This is a genomic window from Clostridium sp. JNZ J1-5 (assembly GCF_053901425.1).
Genome location: NZ_CM132773.1, coordinates 2,295,720 through 2,311,332, shown reverse-complemented (window position 1 = coordinate 2,311,332; position 15,613 = coordinate 2,295,720). Strand labels below are relative to the sequence as shown.

The 15,613-nt window shown below is 31.5% G+C and carries 15 protein-coding genes; 7 read left to right on the top strand and 8 right to left on the bottom strand.

From position 1 onward, the window contains the following. The first annotated feature begins 116 nt into the window (after nucleotides 1–116). The 3 genes from ACWW38_RS11265 (at nucleotide 117) to ACWW38_RS11255 (ending at nucleotide 2,717) form a co-directional block, all read left to right on the top strand. The gene (locus ACWW38_RS11265) at nucleotides 117–1,112 is read left to right on the top strand and encodes a phosphodiester glycosidase family protein (protein ID WP_456257648.1); all 996 of its coding nucleotides are present in this window, start codon (nucleotides 117–119) and stop codon (nucleotides 1,110–1,112) included. Nucleotides 1,113–1,305: 193 nt separating this feature from the next. Continuing rightward, nucleotides 1,306–1,692, top strand: a complete 387-nt coding sequence (locus ACWW38_RS11260; protein WP_456257647.1) for a DUF2500 domain-containing protein — start codon at nucleotides 1,306–1,308, stop codon at nucleotides 1,690–1,692. A 104-nt stretch (nucleotides 1,693–1,796) separates the two neighbouring features. Then, on the top strand, nucleotides 1,797–2,717 hold the full coding sequence (locus ACWW38_RS11255; RefSeq protein WP_456257646.1) for a DUF2935 domain-containing protein: 921 nt from the start codon (nucleotides 1,797–1,799) through the stop codon (nucleotides 2,715–2,717). Nucleotides 2,718–2,892: 175 nt separating this feature from the next. On the opposite strand, the gene ACWW38_RS11250 is transcribed toward ACWW38_RS11255, so the two are convergent. The 7 genes from ACWW38_RS11250 to ACWW38_RS11220 all read right to left on the bottom strand — a co-directional run bounded on the left by ACWW38_RS11250 (nucleotide 2,893) and on the right by ACWW38_RS11220 (nucleotide 9,469). Further along, nucleotides 2,893–3,501 (bottom strand): TerD family protein, encoded by a 609-nt coding sequence (locus ACWW38_RS11250; RefSeq protein ID WP_456257645.1) that lies wholly within the window; start codon nucleotides 3,499–3,501, stop codon nucleotides 2,893–2,895. A gap of 67 nt (nucleotides 3,502–3,568) precedes the next feature. Further along, complete coding sequence (locus ACWW38_RS11245; protein ID WP_456257644.1) at nucleotides 3,569–4,147, bottom strand: TerD family protein; 579 nt, start codon at nucleotides 4,145–4,147, stop codon at nucleotides 3,569–3,571. Between the two features lie 30 nt (nucleotides 4,148–4,177). Next, a complete protein-coding gene (locus ACWW38_RS11240) occupies nucleotides 4,178–4,759 on the bottom strand; it encodes a TerD family protein (protein ID WP_456257643.1) in 582 nt (193 codons plus the stop codon). A gap of 169 nt (nucleotides 4,760–4,928) precedes the next feature. Further along, nucleotides 4,929–5,729 carry an HAD family hydrolase gene (locus ACWW38_RS11235; RefSeq protein WP_456257642.1) on the bottom strand — a complete coding sequence of 267 codons (801 nt, stop codon included), beginning with the start codon at nucleotides 5,727–5,729 and terminating at the stop codon, nucleotides 4,929–4,931. Then, nucleotides 5,729–6,841: a cysteine protease StiP family protein gene (locus ACWW38_RS11230; protein WP_456257641.1), complete on the bottom strand. Its 1,113-nt coding sequence runs from the start codon at nucleotides 6,839–6,841 to the stop codon at nucleotides 5,729–5,731. The genes ACWW38_RS11235 and ACWW38_RS11230 overlap by 1 nt, the downstream gene beginning before the upstream one ends. A 15-nt stretch (nucleotides 6,842–6,856) precedes the next feature. Then, on the bottom strand, nucleotides 6,857–8,287 hold the full coding sequence (locus ACWW38_RS11225) for a phosphoribosyltransferase family protein (protein WP_456257640.1): 1,431 nt from the start codon (nucleotides 8,285–8,287) through the stop codon (nucleotides 6,857–6,859). Between the two features lie 12 nt (nucleotides 8,288–8,299). Next, nucleotides 8,300–9,469, bottom strand: coding sequence for an HpcH/HpaI aldolase/citrate lyase family protein (locus ACWW38_RS11220; RefSeq protein WP_456257639.1), 1,170 nt, complete (start codon nucleotides 9,467–9,469; stop codon nucleotides 8,300–8,302). Nucleotides 9,470–9,686: 217 nt separating this feature from the next. Here ACWW38_RS11220 and ACWW38_RS11215 point away from each other — a divergent pair, with 217 nt between their 5' ends. The 4 genes from ACWW38_RS11215 to ACWW38_RS11200 all read left to right on the top strand — a co-directional run bounded on the left by ACWW38_RS11215 (nucleotide 9,687) and on the right by ACWW38_RS11200 (nucleotide 13,788). After that, entirely contained in the window at nucleotides 9,687–10,091 is a 405-nt protein-coding gene (locus ACWW38_RS11215; protein WP_456257638.1) for an RrF2 family transcriptional regulator, read from the top strand. Nucleotides 10,092–10,205: 114 nt separating this feature from the next. Continuing rightward, nucleotides 10,206–12,092 (top strand): anaerobic carbon-monoxide dehydrogenase catalytic subunit, encoded by a 1,887-nt coding sequence (gene cooS / locus ACWW38_RS11210; RefSeq protein WP_456257637.1) that lies wholly within the window; start codon nucleotides 10,206–10,208, stop codon nucleotides 12,090–12,092. Nucleotides 12,093–12,112: 20 nt separating this feature from the next. Continuing rightward, complete coding sequence (locus tag ACWW38_RS11205; protein WP_456257636.1) at nucleotides 12,113–12,562, top strand: 4Fe-4S dicluster domain-containing protein; 450 nt, start codon at nucleotides 12,113–12,115, stop codon at nucleotides 12,560–12,562. Further along, nucleotides 12,562–13,788 carry an NAD(P)/FAD-dependent oxidoreductase gene (locus tag ACWW38_RS11200; RefSeq protein WP_456257635.1) on the top strand — a complete coding sequence of 409 codons (1,227 nt, stop codon included), beginning with the start codon at nucleotides 12,562–12,564 and terminating at the stop codon, nucleotides 13,786–13,788. The genes ACWW38_RS11205 and ACWW38_RS11200 overlap by 1 nt, the downstream gene beginning before the upstream one ends. Before the next feature lie 50 nt (nucleotides 13,789–13,838). Here the strand turns inward: ACWW38_RS11200 and ACWW38_RS11195 are convergent, their stop codons facing one another. Beyond that, nucleotides 13,839–15,131, bottom strand: coding sequence for an NCS2 family permease (locus tag ACWW38_RS11195; RefSeq protein WP_456257634.1), 1,293 nt, complete (start codon nucleotides 15,129–15,131; stop codon nucleotides 13,839–13,841). Between the last annotated feature and the right edge of the window lie 482 nt (nucleotides 15,132–15,613).

Genomic DNA, 15,613 nt, shown 5'->3' with positions numbered 1-15,613 from the left:
TACATACTGTTAATTTAGTATATTTTTGCATGAGCATTTATAAATTTCGAATAGATTATGTTATTCTATCTGTATAAATGTTTAATTTCAAGCAAAAATAAATGAAGGTGGTATATATGTTTAAGAAGGAATCCTTAAATGGAAAATTTCCCAAAAAACTTTTTATATTATTTGAAATTCTCTTTACGGCAATAACAGCTCCTTTTATGCTTTATTATGGCCCTTTTGAGAATGTTAAAGCTACTGTAGTTGGTTCTGCTATGACAACCTCAACTCACCAATGGATAGCTACAACATTTTTGTCTAGAAAGAGTATAGATGAAATATTAAGTAGAAATAAAATTAATAATATAGTGCAATCTGATATAAATCAATTAAGAAAAGAAATTAAAACTGGTGCACAAGATAATAATGAAATTGAAAAATACGTTATCGATGGAGATAAATTTAAAGGACATCTTTTAGTAATTAAAAATCCTAAAAAAATACGAGTTGGATATAGTGAAAAACTAGATGGAAGTGGCGAAACTACTAGTACTATTGCTAAAAGATATAATGCTAGTGCAGCAATAAATGCTGGTGGATTTATTGCTAATGCTGGCAAATCAGGATCCAGCAAAGATCTAGGCACTCCAGGTGGAATAATTATATCTAACGGTAAAGTAATACATAATAGTTTAAAAAATGATGAAAAAATATGTATTGCTGGTATAACTAAAGATGGTGTTTTACTTATAGGTAATTATAGCCTAGAAGAAATGGAAAAATTACAAGTTAGTGAAGCTGTTTCCTTTGGACCTTCTCTAATAGTAAATGGAGAAAAGACAATAACTTCTGGTGACGGTGGTTGGGGAACTGCTCCTAGAACTGCCATAGGTCAAAGAAAAGACGGAAGTATTTTATTTCTAGTTGTAGATGGTAAATATATAGGTAGACTCGCAGTAACATTAAGAGAATTACAAGACATCTTATACGAATATGGAGCATATAATGCTATAAACTTAGACGGTGGCTCTTCCTCTACCATGTATTACAATGGTGAAGTTATAAGTAATCCATACAAGTCTTCTGGGGAAAGACCAATTCATTCTATATTTTATGTAGAACCTTAGAATTTGGATATATTTTTAAAAATTGTTCATGACCTATAATTTCAAACATAGCTTAAAATTTAAAGAACTAGTCATAGCTAATAGCTAAGGCTAGTTCTTTAAATTTTTTATTTTCATTTTTATGTTAGCATTTCTATTTATTGCATAGTAAAATAATACTAAAAATATATTGATTTATTAGGGGGTTATCTTTATGAACGGACCTGGCTTTGGGGGCTTCTTCGGAGGCATGCCACCATTTTTTATGGTGTTTTTCTTTATTATATTATGTTTTATAGTATTTACTATAGTTTCTATGATTAAAAGTTATCATAGAAATGCTACATCTCCTATTCTAACTGAGCATGCAAAAGTTATTGCTAAACGCACAGAAGTAAGTCACCATCACTATAATACTGCGGATAATCATTCTCATAGCAGTTCTCATACTCGCTATTATGTTACCTTTGAAACTGATGCAGGTCAAAGGATGGAACTTACTCTGAGTGGTAAAGAATTTGGCCTTATAGCTGAAGGTGATATAGGTAATGTAACTTACCAAGGAGAATGGTATAAGACTTTTAAAAGAGATGTTTTATAAAAATAAATAACCTTATACCTAAATGACTTTATTATAAATTTTGTGATAAATATCCTCTTGAAATAATATTATAATAGCGGTATATATTTCAGAGGAGAGATATTATGTTATCTAATAAGGAGTTTGTAAAACAATCACTTGAATTAAATTTATTCTTTATGAGAATAGCGAAGGAACATTCAATATTCATGGAAGCAGCTTTTATGAAGCCTAATAGCGATCTCATCTACCAGGCAGAAATGCTAAAAAACATATTTACCAGCCTTTTAAGAGAAACTCTGCACCTATCCTATGGTAATATAAGTCATGAGGTTGCAACATCAGGAGAGCTTGTTACTGACTTAACTTTTAATGCTGAAAGAGAAACAGAATATTACACTGGTATAGATATTGATAGCAGCATTACTAATGCTGAATTGCACTTAGCCTGCAGTGACATGTCAAACATTACCCCTGCTTTAGTACGTCAAGTAGAGCTTTTAAATTATAAAGCAGTAGCTGCTACTAATCAGATTATATGCTTTAAAACAAAAGTCCTACAAGATGTTCTTAAATGTAAAATTTTCACTACTAATTATCCATTACTACTTGATCATATTTTAAGAGAAGCTCATTTTTACCTAAGAATGCTTCATAAACTTCAAAATCGACAAGAACCAAATATGGTAGAAGAAATTGTTTATCAAGAAACCTTTTGGAATAGAATAATGGCAGAACACGCAAAATTCATAAGAGGCTTATTAGATCCAACTGAAGTAAAATTGTTTGACACTGCAAATAATTTTGGACATGAATTTGATAAACTTACACTAGAAGCACAAAGACTAGCAAAAAATTTAAAACTTATACCAGAAGTAACTGAGGAAACTTTGAAGACTACTGTGGGAATAAGAGATTTTAAAAAGCAAGGTACCGAAGGCTTAATAAACTGCAGTATTAAATCAATAGCATTTCCTTTGCTAGGCGACCACGTTGTAAGAGAGGCTAATCATTATATAAGATTATTAAAAAATTTCAAATCTTAATTCTATAAATATAATTTTTCATATTAAATAAAAAATAGCGGTCCTCTTTTACCCTATTTACATAGGAATAAAGGCCGCTATTTTATCACACTATATTTTTATCTGATAACTACCGTCCGTAATACTCCCACTTCTAAAGTGGGAGATAACGGCTGCTACATCCTTAGAAGCCTCTTTATCTGTATTTAGCAAGCATTTCACTGATATTTGCAGAGTTATCTCCTTCTCCTATAGCTGCAAACTTCCATTCTGAGCCATGTCTATAGATCTCAGCTACAAATAGAGCTGTCTTGTTTGAGTAATCATCTGTTAAATTAAAGCGAACCATTTCTTGATTGTTACCCATATTTACAATTCTTATAAAGGCATTTCTTATCATGCCAAAATGTTGCCTACGTTTTATACAATCATAGATATTTACAACAAACACTAGCTTAGATATATCTTGAGGTACACTTGAAAGGTTAACCATTACTTGTTCGTCGTCTCCGTCTCCATCTCCAGTAAGATTATCTCCCATGTGTTGGACACTTCCACTTCTGTGTTTTAGATTTCCGAAGTAAATAACATCTTCTTTTCCTCTTACTTTTCCATTTCCATCTAACATAAAAACTGAAGAATCACAATCTATATTAGGAGCACTACTTCCAAATAAGCTTCCTAATAGACCTTTTCCACTATTTTGAGCTACTGGATCCCAACCTAGTCCAACCATTATCTTAGAAAGTCCCGCATTATCTTTTGTTAAACTTATTCTCTGACCCTTTTGTAAATTTACAGCCATGTTTTTATCCTCCTAAATATGTAATCGCTCTACAGCAATTGATTTTCAAAATGAAAATGTTTATAACTTATACATCTAATCCGTAATTTTTACATAGTGCAGCAAGCCCACCTTGGAATCCACTTCCTATAGCGCTGAACTTCCATTCTCCGTTATGACGATATAATTCGCAGAATACTAATGCAGTTTCTATTGAAAAGTCTTCTGATAAATCATAACGCAGAACTTCTTCTCCAGTTTCTTTATTAGTTATTCTTACAAATGCATTTGATACTTGTCCGAAATTTTGTCCTCTTTGTGGTGCATCATAGATTGTTACTGTAATAGCTACTTTAGAAATATTTTCTGGAACTTTAGAAAAGTCAATAATGATTTGTTCATCATCACCTTCCCCTTCTCCTGTTCTATTATCTCCAGTATGGGTAACTGATCCACTTGGATCAGTTAAATTATTATAAAATACAAAATCTAAGTCATTATTTACTTTGCCATTATCTCCAACTAAAAATGCAGAAGCATCTAAGTCAAAATCATATCCGCCATCATATTGCTTTGTATCCCAGCCAAGGCCTATTATTGCTTCTTTTAAGCCTGGTGCTTCTTTTGTTAAACTAATTTTTTGTCCTTTGGATAAATTTATTGCCATTTTAACTCCCTCCAGTAGTTATTAATTTTTCTATCCTATGTTTATTCCAAAGTTATTGCAAAGTGCTCCAAGTCCGCCTTGGAAACCGCTTCCTATAGCATTAAACTTCCATTCTCCGCTGTGGCGATATAATTCTGCAACAACTACTGCTGTCTCTATACTATAGTCTTCACTTAAATCATATCTTATTAATTCTTCATTAGTATCTTCATTTACTATTCTTATGAAGGCATTTGAAACCTGTCCAAAGTTTTGTCCTCTAGCTTGTGCTTCATGTATAGTTACTGTAAAGTCAATTTTTTCAACATTGCTAGGAACTTTATTTAACTCTATTCTGATTTGCTCATCATCGCCTTCACCTTCACCTGTACGATTATCTCCAAGGTGGCTAACTGATCCTGAAGGATCATTTAAATTGTTATAGAAAACAAAGTCACTATCAGATGTTACTTTGCCATTTCCACCAAGCAAAAAAGCAGCAGTATCTAAATCAAAGTCATTTCCTCCATCATACTTATTAGTATCCCATCCAAGTCCAACTATTATTTTTGTTAAGCCTGGGTTTGTTTTTGTTAAATCCACTTTTTGACCTTTTGTTAAGCTAACTGCCATTCAAATTACCTTCCTTCTTTTAAATTTTTATAGTTTTAAGCTTTCCTCTAATATTTTTTTACTAGTAAGAAAGTAATGCTCTGCAATTTCTTGATTAATTAATTTTTAACAATATATAACATAGTACTTCTATTATATATTTTGTTATTTTAAAAATCAAATATTGTAATTATGCTAACTTTTCCACCATCTCTAATATTTCCTCAGAGGCAGCTATTCCAATTTTATTAGTCATTGTGATGTGCCTTTTTTCTAATCCTTTATCCTCAATTAGAATTTTTAATTCACCATGAGATGGGCATATAGCATGGTCTGCATTGATTAGTATAGGATAATCTAGATAAGAGTCTCCTGCTGAAACAACCCTAGATTTTTTTTCTCTGTTTTTTATATATAATACTGCATCCCACTTATTTACTGGTTGTGGTACGATATACAATTTTGTGCTTTGTAATGATATCCTCCATCCATTTTCTTCTGCCCATTTCTTAAATTCTTCCAAATGCTCTAGTTTTAATAAGCTTTTATCTTCAAAATGAACACTATAAAATAAATTATCCCTTAAAATCATTTTTTTAATCCATGATTTATCAACAAAGTACTCTAAAAATTTTTGTTTTACAATTTCATGATTTGTTACTTTGTCTATTGCACTCTTTATAATGTTTTGCCAAGTCGTATCTACTTCTCCGTTTATAAGTATATTTCCTCCATTACTTACTACAGCATATAGAGGCTTTATTTCATTTTGCATTATGAATATTCTTTTATATTGATCTATGGTTCTAGTAGTTACAGGTATAAATAGTGCTTTATTTTTTATATTTTTTAAGCTTTCTATAGCTTTTTTTCTCATAAAGCTGAGTTCTTTATCATTATATCTCTCTACTAACAATATATCCTTGTCCTGATCATCTATTAATTTTCTTGTATAGATCAATGTACGATCTAAATCAGAGGCAAAAATCATTATACACTCTCCTTCAATTTTGATTTTATAAGTCCACAGCAGGAATAGCTCATATTTTTGTATACTTCTATAGGAACATTTTTGTCTTTAGCCAAAACTAGAATATGCTTTAGATTTGAATTTTCTACATCGTTTACTAGTATCTTCCACGGAACACGCCTTAGTAAAACCCTAGTTGTTTCCCCTATTCCTGGCTTAATAAGATTTATGTTACTTATATTGTACTTTTCCTTTATTTCGTTAACTTCTTTAATTCCCTTGTCATATATGTGCTTGTCTAATTTATCTATGTCTTCTTTATCTATTTCAATATTCTTGAAACATTTCGTTATTGTATCTATGAATATGTTAGATAAATCTTTATCCATCCATTCTCTATAGTACTTCGCCCCGTGAAAATCGTATTTTCCTATAATATCATCTCTTAAAACGGTTCTACTTACTAGTCCAGACACAGTTGAATTTAAACAGGCCGATGGAATTAAAAAATCCTCCCGTGTGCCATACATCTCCACACAATGAGCTGGATCAGCTAATACAGCAAGTTTGCTGCTTATTTTTATACAATTTTTATTATAAAAGTCCATAGTTGACTCATTTAGCACCTTATTTATTGCGCCTTTGCCTGTCCACCCATCTACAAATTGAATTCCTTCAGCTTTATGATGATTCAAAATATATTTTAACGCATTTTCATCTATTCCCTTCCCTCTTATTATAGATATACTATAATGAGGAAAATTCTTATCATACTTAAATTTAAGGTATCTTTTTATTAAAACTCCCATAGGTGTACCTGCTCTTGCCAAAGAGACTATAACAGTATCATTTCCTTTTTCTCTGTATATTTGTTCCGCCACTACCGCTACTGCTCTAGCCACCTTTTTTTTCGTGTCTTCTAAAGTATTATAAAATATATTCATATATTCATCTGTTGGGAAATATTCTATAGGAAGCATTTCTGAATAATGCCCTCCATTTTGCATAACTTCTTCTCTCTCTTCATTTCCCTGTTCTTGTATCATTTCAGATATGTCTTTTAAAAGAAATTTTACGTCGTCTTTAGAGTAGCTGCCTATGTTATCTGGTTCTTTTATGTTTTTAAATTTCATTAGAACACCTCTTCATCAGTTTCTTAGGAAACAAACAAAATTTATCTTACCAATATTCAATGCTGTAAACAGTCTAATTAATTCGTCTTTACTCTCTTTATCAACTTCCCTTTCTGTAATAAACAGCACTTCTTTGTAAGTTCCTTTTTTTATATTATAAACATAATTAGTTACCCCTTTATCAAAAGGATTTCTAAAAATAGCTGCGCATTGAACACCATATTCATCTCCATGGCTAGTATAAATTGGGCTTCTTGTAGTTGATTGGTACATAGCTCCTGGTATCTTAGATGCAATTAACATAGGTATATACATGAACTCCTCTGTACCAAGTACAAGAGTTTCACTATGGAAGGTTCCTAAAATATCTATTGTATTATCCACATATCTTTCAATGCAATTCATTTCCTCTGGTGTTAATCCAAATCTTCCACTAAAATTCAAATAATTATAATTCTTTAATTTACCATCAGATAAATTTCTAGTAAAATTTCTATACTGCTGCCAATGAATTAGATGGTTTTTTACTAAAACCTGATTATCACTTTTCTCCTGTCCTTTATATTTACAGTCTGCTTTGTATAAATTTCCGTTTTCATAATATTCTTCATATACATTTTTATTATATAAAGCACCCTCATTGTTTTGATACTGTATTTCTATATCTTTTATAGAAGGACTATTGCATGTAGCCTCTCCATCTAATAGACATACTTCATGGATTTTAACCTCTAATTCTTTCTCCAAGCTCTTATACTCTTCAATATGCTTATTTCTTCTCCAGTCTAGTATAGAAACTACTATATATTCTTTTCCAGGATATTTATTATTTATTGCTTTTATAAGATTCAAAGCGGTTTTTCCTGTAGTAATTTCATCATCTACCAGTACAATTCTTTTATAATTTTTTAATAACTCTCCTTTAAGAGGATAGCAAAAATGGCTGGTTGCATGGGAATGTTCTTCTTCAAAATTAAATACAGAAGTACACTCTATTAAATCATCTCTTGTAGTGTGTATATAAAATATATCCTCTCCATAAAACTGTGAAAAAACACTATTCCCTAAAGCTGTAGCTGTTTCAGCAAAACCTATAAATAATGTAGGTTCATGAAGAGTAATCAAATTTTCTTTAGCATAATCTAAAGCACTATCAATATATTTGCCATACTTTAAAGCTTGTGCAAGTAAACTAATGTTGTAGACCCGTCCCCCAAGTTTAATCTTTTCATTTATTAGAAATCCAAGCAATCTACCTGTTAAAATAGCCTTCTTAGGATTTACAGGTATATGTTTGCCAAGAAGCTTACTTACAAATAAAAAAGCTCTTTTGGTATTATTTCTAGCTGCCACTAGAAATAAATCTTGTAATTCAAAATTAAATGGATTTTCTGAAACTTCAACATCTACAGCAACTTGCTCTAAAACTGTTAATGTCTTTTTCATATTGCCCTCCTTCTAGAACAAATCAATACAGTTTAAATCCTCATTAAATACACCATATACATGAGCTCTTTTCAAAATTTTATTAGCCCAATTAAAATGCGGGTTTGCTTCATTCATCTTATTGTTATACCTGCTCTTATAAGCCCCTCTCTTATCAGGTTCTATAATAGCTAATGCATCTTCATATTCTTCCTTTGTAACCACATATAAAGCATTTACTACAGAAATATGTGTTGGATGGATTATAGTCTTTCCAATAAGCCCATTAGCCTTGTCCAAAACTACTTCTTTAATAAGACCATCAATACATTTTTCTAGGTAATACTCTCTCTTTTTAAGCCCACCCTTGCCTAGGTGTTCAACAAAAGGACTCTGCCTTAATTGAGGTTTTAATATTCTGTTTCCTGGATTACTATTAAAGTACTCCCAAACAGGTCCAGATATTATATATTCACTTTCAGCTCTACTAAACATATTTATAATATCTGAAATGCAGTCTTTTATTACTCCTATATCATATATGCTATTATCCATCTGCCGTCTTATAGAATAAAGCCCTAAAAGATCAGTACCACCTATACGTACATTTAAAATCATATCCTTATGCGAATCAAGAATTTGTTTAATTCTTATCAATTCTTCCATTCTTGTTTCTTTATAAACAATTCCTTCACTTTCTAATATAGGCATTCCATATAATATAGAAGGAGCATCTTTATTAAACTTACTTAAAATGTTTAAATACTCTTGTCCATTATCTGAATTGAATTTAGGAAAACAAAATCCAGCTACAGGATTAAAAAGTTCTCTTTTACTAAGAAAATTCTTAAACTGATTTTCATCTCTAACTCTAACAAAAATTAATGGGAACTCTTCCTCATTACATTTTTTTTCTTCTATACAGGTATTAATTTCGCCTAAAACTTTAAATAGATTTTTTTCTGCTTCTTCCACTTTGTCTTCGGGTATTGAATCTTCAAGACAGATCACTAGAGAAGTTAATTGTTTATACTTATTGTTCAATATTATATCTTTTATATCATCCTTTAATGCGGGCATATAAAGTGTAGCTCCTAATGCAAAAGATAAATAATCTCTAGAAGTACTTTTAGTTATATCTGATGGTTCTTTATAAAAAATTCTTTTTTTATCTTTTACTGATAAATTGTTAAAAAATCTCATTTTCCCCTCCATACTGTCATCCTTAGGAAATGACTATATTTAATCTTAATAACCAATAATATATCTATAATTATATAATATCAGATAGACTACCGATTATTAACTAATTTTAAATTTTATGCATAACTTTGTTATGATTTTGTTGACAACATAGCAGTATAGTAGTATATTAAAAGTTAACCAAATAGGTATACTTTATATTTATAGGAGAATAAAAATGAGAATTACCCAAGAAGCTGATTACGCTCTAAGAGTTGTTCTGTACTTATGTAAGCTGGGATATGGTGAGAAAATAGAAGCTAAGCATATAGCTGAACATGAACACGTTCCAATTAGATTTCTATTAAAATTACTTAGAAAGCTAAAACAAGCTGGTATAGTAGATTCTTATAGAGGAGTTAACGGTGGATATACACTTAATAAATATCCAGAAGATATTACTTTTAAAGACGTAATAGTTGCAGTAGATGGACCTATATATATGAATAGGTGTATTTATGACCCTAAACACTGCAACGCAAAACGCACTAATCGATGCGAAGTGCATAATGCTCTAGTTTCTACACAAAATAAATTAGTTTCACAACTAGAATCTATTAACTTTAAAGATTTAATTAAGTAATATGCTTACAAATATATCGGGGAAACCCGATATATTTCGGAGCTAAAGTATACTAATTTAGTATACCTTAGCTCCGAAATATACCAAGTTAGTATACTTTAAGGAGGTATAATAATGTCAAACCGTTTAAATTGTACAACTTGTCAATCAGCGGATAAAGTACTTCAAGACTTTATCTCAGGATTAGAATTTGAAACCTCTCATCACAGAGTAAATTCACAAGCCATAAAATGCGGCTTTGGTCTTCAAGGAGTTTGCTGTAGACTTTGCGCTAACGGCCCATGCAGAATAACTCCAAAATCCCCAAGAGGAATATGTGGTGCAGATGCAGATACAATGGTTGCAAGGAACTTTCTTCGCGCAGTTGCTGCTGGATCTGGATGCTATATACATGTAGCAGAAAGTGCTGCTTGGAATTTAAAATCCACTGGAGAAAATAAAGGAGAAATTAAAGGAGAAGCAGCATTAAATAGACTTGGTGAAATTTTTGAAATAACTGAAGATAATCTACATAAAAAAGCAGTTCTTGTTGCCAATAAAATACTTGATGACTTATATAAGCCAAGATTTAAAAAAATGAAATTAGTAGAAAAACTGGCTTATCCCCCACGTTATGAAAACTGGAAATCTTTAAATATACTTCCCGGCGGAGCTAAATCAGAAGTTTTTGACGGAACAGTTAAAAGCTCCACTAACTTAAATAGTGACCCTGTTAATATGCTTCTAAATTGTTTAACTCTCGGAATTTCAACCGGTCTTTATGGACTTACTTTAACTAATCTTTTAAATGATGTAATACTTGGAGAACCAAAAATAAGAACTGCAAAGGTTGGATTTAAAGTAGTTGATCCTGACTATATAAATATAATAATAACTGGACATCAACATTCTATGATAGGCCATCTTCAAGATAGCCTTATAGATGAAAATATAATAAAAAAAGCTAATAGCGTTGGAGCTAAAGGCTTTAGGATTGTAGGTTCTACTTGTGTAGGTCAGGATTTGCAATTAAGGGGTGAACATTACCAGGAAGTGTTCTCAGGACACTCTGGAAATAATTTCACAAGTGAAGCCTTAATTGCTACAGGAGCTGTTGATTTAATAGTTTCTGAATTTAATTGCACTCTTCCTGGAATAGAACCTATCGCTAAGGAATTAAATGTAAAAATGATATGCATAGATGACGTAGCTAAAAAATCAAATGCAGAATATATTGAGTATTCTTATGATAAAAGAGAAAGTATTACAAGTTACATAATAGATGAAGCTATAAAAAGCTACTTTAATAGAAGAAATAATGTAAAAATTAATATTCCTAAAAATCATGGTAATGACGACTCTATTACAGGAGTTAGTGAAATATCTTTAAAAGAACTCTTAGGTGGAAGCTGGAAACCTCTCATAGATCTCATAGTTTCTGGGAAAATTAAAGGTGTAGCCGAAGTAGTTGGTTGCTCCAGCCTTGTTTCTGGTGGACATGATGTATTTACTGTTGGGCTTACAAAAGAACTTATAAAAAGAGATATTATAGTTCTAACAGCAGGATGTTCTAGCGGCGGGCTTGAAAATGTAGGACTTATGTCACCTAGTGCAGCTTCTCTTGCCGGAAACAGTTTAAGATCAGTGTGTGAGACTTTAGGAATTCCACCTGTATTAAACTTCGGACCATGTCTTGCTATTGGAAGACTTGAGACAGTATCCACTGAACTTGCTAAGTACTTGGGGGTAGACCTGCCACAATTACCTCTAGTATTATCCTCTCCTCAATGGCTTGAAGAACAAGCTTTAGCTGATAGTGCTTTTGAACTTGCTTTAGGACTATCCCTTCACCTTGCAAAGCCACCATATATTACAGGAAGCAAGATTGTAACTAAAATATTAACTGAAGACCTTGTTAATTTAACAGGAGGACAGCTTATTTTAGAGGATGATGTAATAAAAGCTGCTGATAGACTTGAACAAATTATTATAAACAAAAGAAAAGCCCTAGGTTTAAATTAAGTTATGGGGGATGCTTTATTATGATAAGAGTAATGATAGATAAAGATTTATGCATAGGTTGTCTTAATTGCACTCTAGCCTGTATGTGTACACATAACTCTAAAGGTAACTCTATATATGATTTAGATCTTGAAGATATATCAAATGAAAGCAGAAATCATATAGAACTAGATTCAAACAATCATCCAAGCCCTATCTTATGCCGTCATTGTACAGAACCAGAATGCGTTCTAACCTGTATGAGCGGGGCTATGACAAAAGATCCTAAAACAGGCATTGTAAATTATGATGAAAAAAAATGTGTTTCTTGTTTTATGTGTGTTATGTCCTGCCCTTACGGAGTATTAAAACCTGATGAGGTAAATAAAAAGATAGTTATAAAATGTGATATGTGTGCTGAGCAGACAACCCCAAGCTGTGTTAAAAATTGCCCAACGGAAGCAATTTATATAATGGAGGTGGATGAATAATGCGTTACGTTATATTGGGTGCCAGTGCTGCTGGAATAAATGCTGCTATAACAATAAGAACTCTTGATAAAGACGCCAAAATATTAATAGTCTCTAAAGATGACAAAGTATACTCAAGATGTATGCTTCATCATATAATAGGCAAAAAGAAAAGAGTCGAAGAAACATCATTTATTGAAGAAGCTTTCTTTGAAAAACATCATATTGAATGGTTAAAAGGTAAAACTGTCATAAATATAAATACAAATAAGAAACAAGTGGTTTTTGGAGATGGCTGCCCAATTAATTATGATAAATTATTAATTGCAACTGGTGCTTCAGCTTCAATACCTCCTATTAAGAATCTAAAGGAATCTAGAGGAGTATTTACTTTAAGAAATATAGAAGATGCCATTGGAATAGATAAGAGAGTGGAAAATACTGAATCAGTTGTAATTATTGGTGCTGGTCTTGTAGGAATTGATGCTGCTGTAGGTCTTTTAGAAAGAGGCTTAAAGGTTAGCATAGTAGAAATGTCCGATAGAATACTTCAACTTCAACTTGATAAGAGAGCATCTTCTCGCTATGAAAAACTTTTAAAAGAACATGGAGTTACTATATACACTAAAACCTCTGTCAGTGAAGCTGTAATTGGAGATGACGGGTTCATTAAAGCTTTAAAATTAAACAACGGCTTAGAAATTCCTTGTAGTATGACCATAGTAGCCACTGGCGTTAAGCCAAACATTAGTTTTTTAACCAATACAGGTATACAATTCGAAACAGGAATAATTATAAATGATAAATGTGAGACTTCAATTAAAGACATATACGCTGCTGGGGATGTATGTGGAAGAATTGGAATTTGGCCACTTGCTGTTAAACAAGGTATTACTGCTGCTTACAATATGACAGGAAATAAAAGAATACTAGATGATAATTTCGGATTTAAAAATACAATGAATTTTTTTGGGCTTGAAACTGTATCTCTTGGTGTAACTTATGCTCCAGATAGTTCATATCAAGTTCGTATAATAGAAAGTGACAAAGTATACAAGAAAATAATTCATAAAAATGGAATTATATATGGAGCTGTACTTCAAGGAGATATATCTTACTGTGGAGTTTTAGCTCAACTAATAAAAACTAAGATAGATGTATCCTCAATAAATAAAGATATATTCCATATAAGCTATGCTGACTTTTTTGTTGTAGCTGAAAATGGAGAATATAAATATAATGCCTAATCATTATTCAGAAAAGTGTAGGACTGTCCCTACACTTTTCTGCTAAACTCTTATATAAAAAATTTCAATATAAATAATGCTCCTATTATATAAGTAGGTATTGTAACCTCTTTAGCTTTTCCAGTTAATGCTTTCAAGAATACATAAGAAACTATTCCAAACACTATCCCTTCAGATATGCTATAAGAAAGAGGCATCATTATTATTGTAAAGAAAGCTGGTATAGCTTCTGTAAAATCAACTAATTCTATTTCTTTAATTGGTTCCATCATAAATAGTCCTACTAAAACTAATGCTGGAGCAGTGGCAGCTGATGGTATTATTGCAAATATAGGTGAAAAGAATAAAGCTATAGCAAACATTGCCGCTGAAGATATAGCTGAAAGTCCTGTTCTTCCCCCTTCTGCAACACCAGATGCACTCTCAACAAATGTAATTACTGTACTAGTTCCAAGACACGCACCTGCTGTAGTACCTACTGCATCTGCAAGTAATGCTTTTTTTATATTTGGAACTTTTCCATTTTCATCTAACATTTTTGCTTTTGTAGCAACTCCAACAAGAGTTCCTACCGTATCAAATATATTCATAAAAAGTAATGTAAATAGTGCAATAGCCATATCTACAGTAAATATATTATTCCATTGGAATTTAAAGAATACAGGACTTAATGATGGTGGTGCACTTACTATGGCTTTTGGAAGATCAGTTATTCCCATTGGAATTCCTATGATTGTAGTAGCTACAATACCTATCAATAGTGCTCCTCTTACATTTTTAGCAAGTAAAAATCCAGTAATTAATATTCCTATAATCGCAAGTAGTGCTGTACCTGAGGTAACATTTCCTAGAGCTACAATTGTACTGTTATTTTCAGGATGAATTATAATCCCTGCATTATTTAGCCCTATAAAAGCTATAAAAAGACCTATTCCAACTGATATAGATTTTTTTATGTTATTTGGTATAGAATCAACTATGGCTTCCCGTACATTAAAAATTGTAAGAAATATAAATATAATTCCTTCTAATAAAACTGCTGTTAAAGCAAATTCAAAACTATATCCCATCTGCTTAACAATAGTAAAAGCAAAGAATGCATTTAATCCCATACCTGGTGCTAAGGCGAATGGAAGTTTTGCATATAATCCCATTACCACTGTTGCAATTATAGCTGATAAAGCAGTTGCAGTAAATACTGCACCTTGGTCCATGCCAGCTGCTGATAATATAGATGGATTTACAATAAGTATATATGCCATTGTCATAAATGTAGTTATTCCAGCTAGCACTTCTGTCTTTACATCTGTGTTATTTTCTTTTAAAGCAAAAAATTTCTCCATGAAACTTCTCCTTCTTCTTTCGTTATAAAGATATTATGTTCATTTTTTGACACTTGTACATAGTAACAGAAGGATATATCAAAGTCAATAATTTTGACGAACATTTAATTATTTTTTTCTTATATATTTTGCCACGTGTTGTAAGCCTAACACTTTTATACCTATTTTAAAATCTTAATGTTCGTATTTTTATCTCATTAATATAAACCTAAATGGTAACTATGTTTATTTATCTGATGACTACCAGCCGTAATACTCCCACTTCTAAAGTGGGAGATAACGGCTGCTACGTCCCTAGATAAGGGCTTACCCTAAAGGATAACGACTTCTAAGGAGTAAAACTCCTAAGAATTCTGTTAATAACCTTCAGTTGGAGAAAAAAACTCCATCTGAAGCAAAGAATCCTCTTTATATTATTTTCACTCTTTCAAAATTGTTGTTTAAAATAAATTCTGATTAACACTGTACTAAAATTTGTAATT

What these genes read in the sequence shown, in the direction of transcription:
- ACWW38_RS11240 (WP_456257643.1), bottom strand. Translation starts at nt 4,759, where the DNA reads ATGGCAGTTAGCTTAACAAAAGGTCAAAAAGTGGATTTAACAAAAACA.
- ACWW38_RS11245 (WP_456257644.1), bottom strand. Translation starts at nt 4,147, where the DNA reads ATGGCAATAAATTTATCCAAAGGACAAAAAATTAGTTTAACAAAAGAA.
- ACWW38_RS11215 (WP_456257638.1), top strand. Translation starts at nt 9,687, where the DNA reads ATGAGAATTACCCAAGAAGCTGATTACGCTCTAAGAGTTGTTCTGTAC.
- ACWW38_RS11205 (WP_456257636.1), top strand. Translation starts at nt 12,113, where the DNA reads ATGATAAGAGTAATGATAGATAAAGATTTATGCATAGGTTGTCTTAAT.
- ACWW38_RS11260 (WP_456257647.1), top strand. Translation starts at nt 1,306, where the DNA reads ATGAACGGACCTGGCTTTGGGGGCTTCTTCGGAGGCATGCCACCATTT.
- ACWW38_RS11220 (WP_456257639.1), bottom strand. Translation starts at nt 9,469, where the DNA reads ATGAGATTTTTTAACAATTTATCAGTAAAAGATAAAAAAAGAATTTTT.
- ACWW38_RS11265 (WP_456257648.1), top strand. Translation starts at nt 117, where the DNA reads ATGTTTAAGAAGGAATCCTTAAATGGAAAATTTCCCAAAAAACTTTTT.
- ACWW38_RS11235 (WP_456257642.1), bottom strand. Translation starts at nt 5,729, where the DNA reads ATGATTTTTGCCTCTGATTTAGATCGTACATTGATCTATACAAGAAAA.
- ACWW38_RS11195 (WP_456257634.1), bottom strand. Translation starts at nt 15,131, where the DNA reads ATGGAGAAATTTTTTGCTTTAAAAGAAAATAACACAGATGTAAAGACA.
- ACWW38_RS11255 (WP_456257646.1), top strand. Translation starts at nt 1,797, where the DNA reads ATGTTATCTAATAAGGAGTTTGTAAAACAATCACTTGAATTAAATTTA.
- ACWW38_RS11250 (WP_456257645.1), bottom strand. Translation starts at nt 3,501, where the DNA reads ATGGCTGTAAATTTACAAAAGGGTCAGAGAATAAGTTTAACAAAAGAT.
- ACWW38_RS11225 (WP_456257640.1), bottom strand. Translation starts at nt 8,287, where the DNA reads ATGAAAAAGACATTAACAGTTTTAGAGCAAGTTGCTGTAGATGTTGAA.
- cooS (WP_456257637.1), top strand. Translation starts at nt 10,206, where the DNA reads ATGTCAAACCGTTTAAATTGTACAACTTGTCAATCAGCGGATAAAGTA.
- ACWW38_RS11230 (WP_456257641.1), bottom strand. Translation starts at nt 6,841, where the DNA reads ATGAAATTTAAAAACATAAAAGAACCAGATAACATAGGCAGCTACTCT.
- ACWW38_RS11200 (WP_456257635.1), top strand. Translation starts at nt 12,562, where the DNA reads ATGCGTTACGTTATATTGGGTGCCAGTGCTGCTGGAATAAATGCTGCT.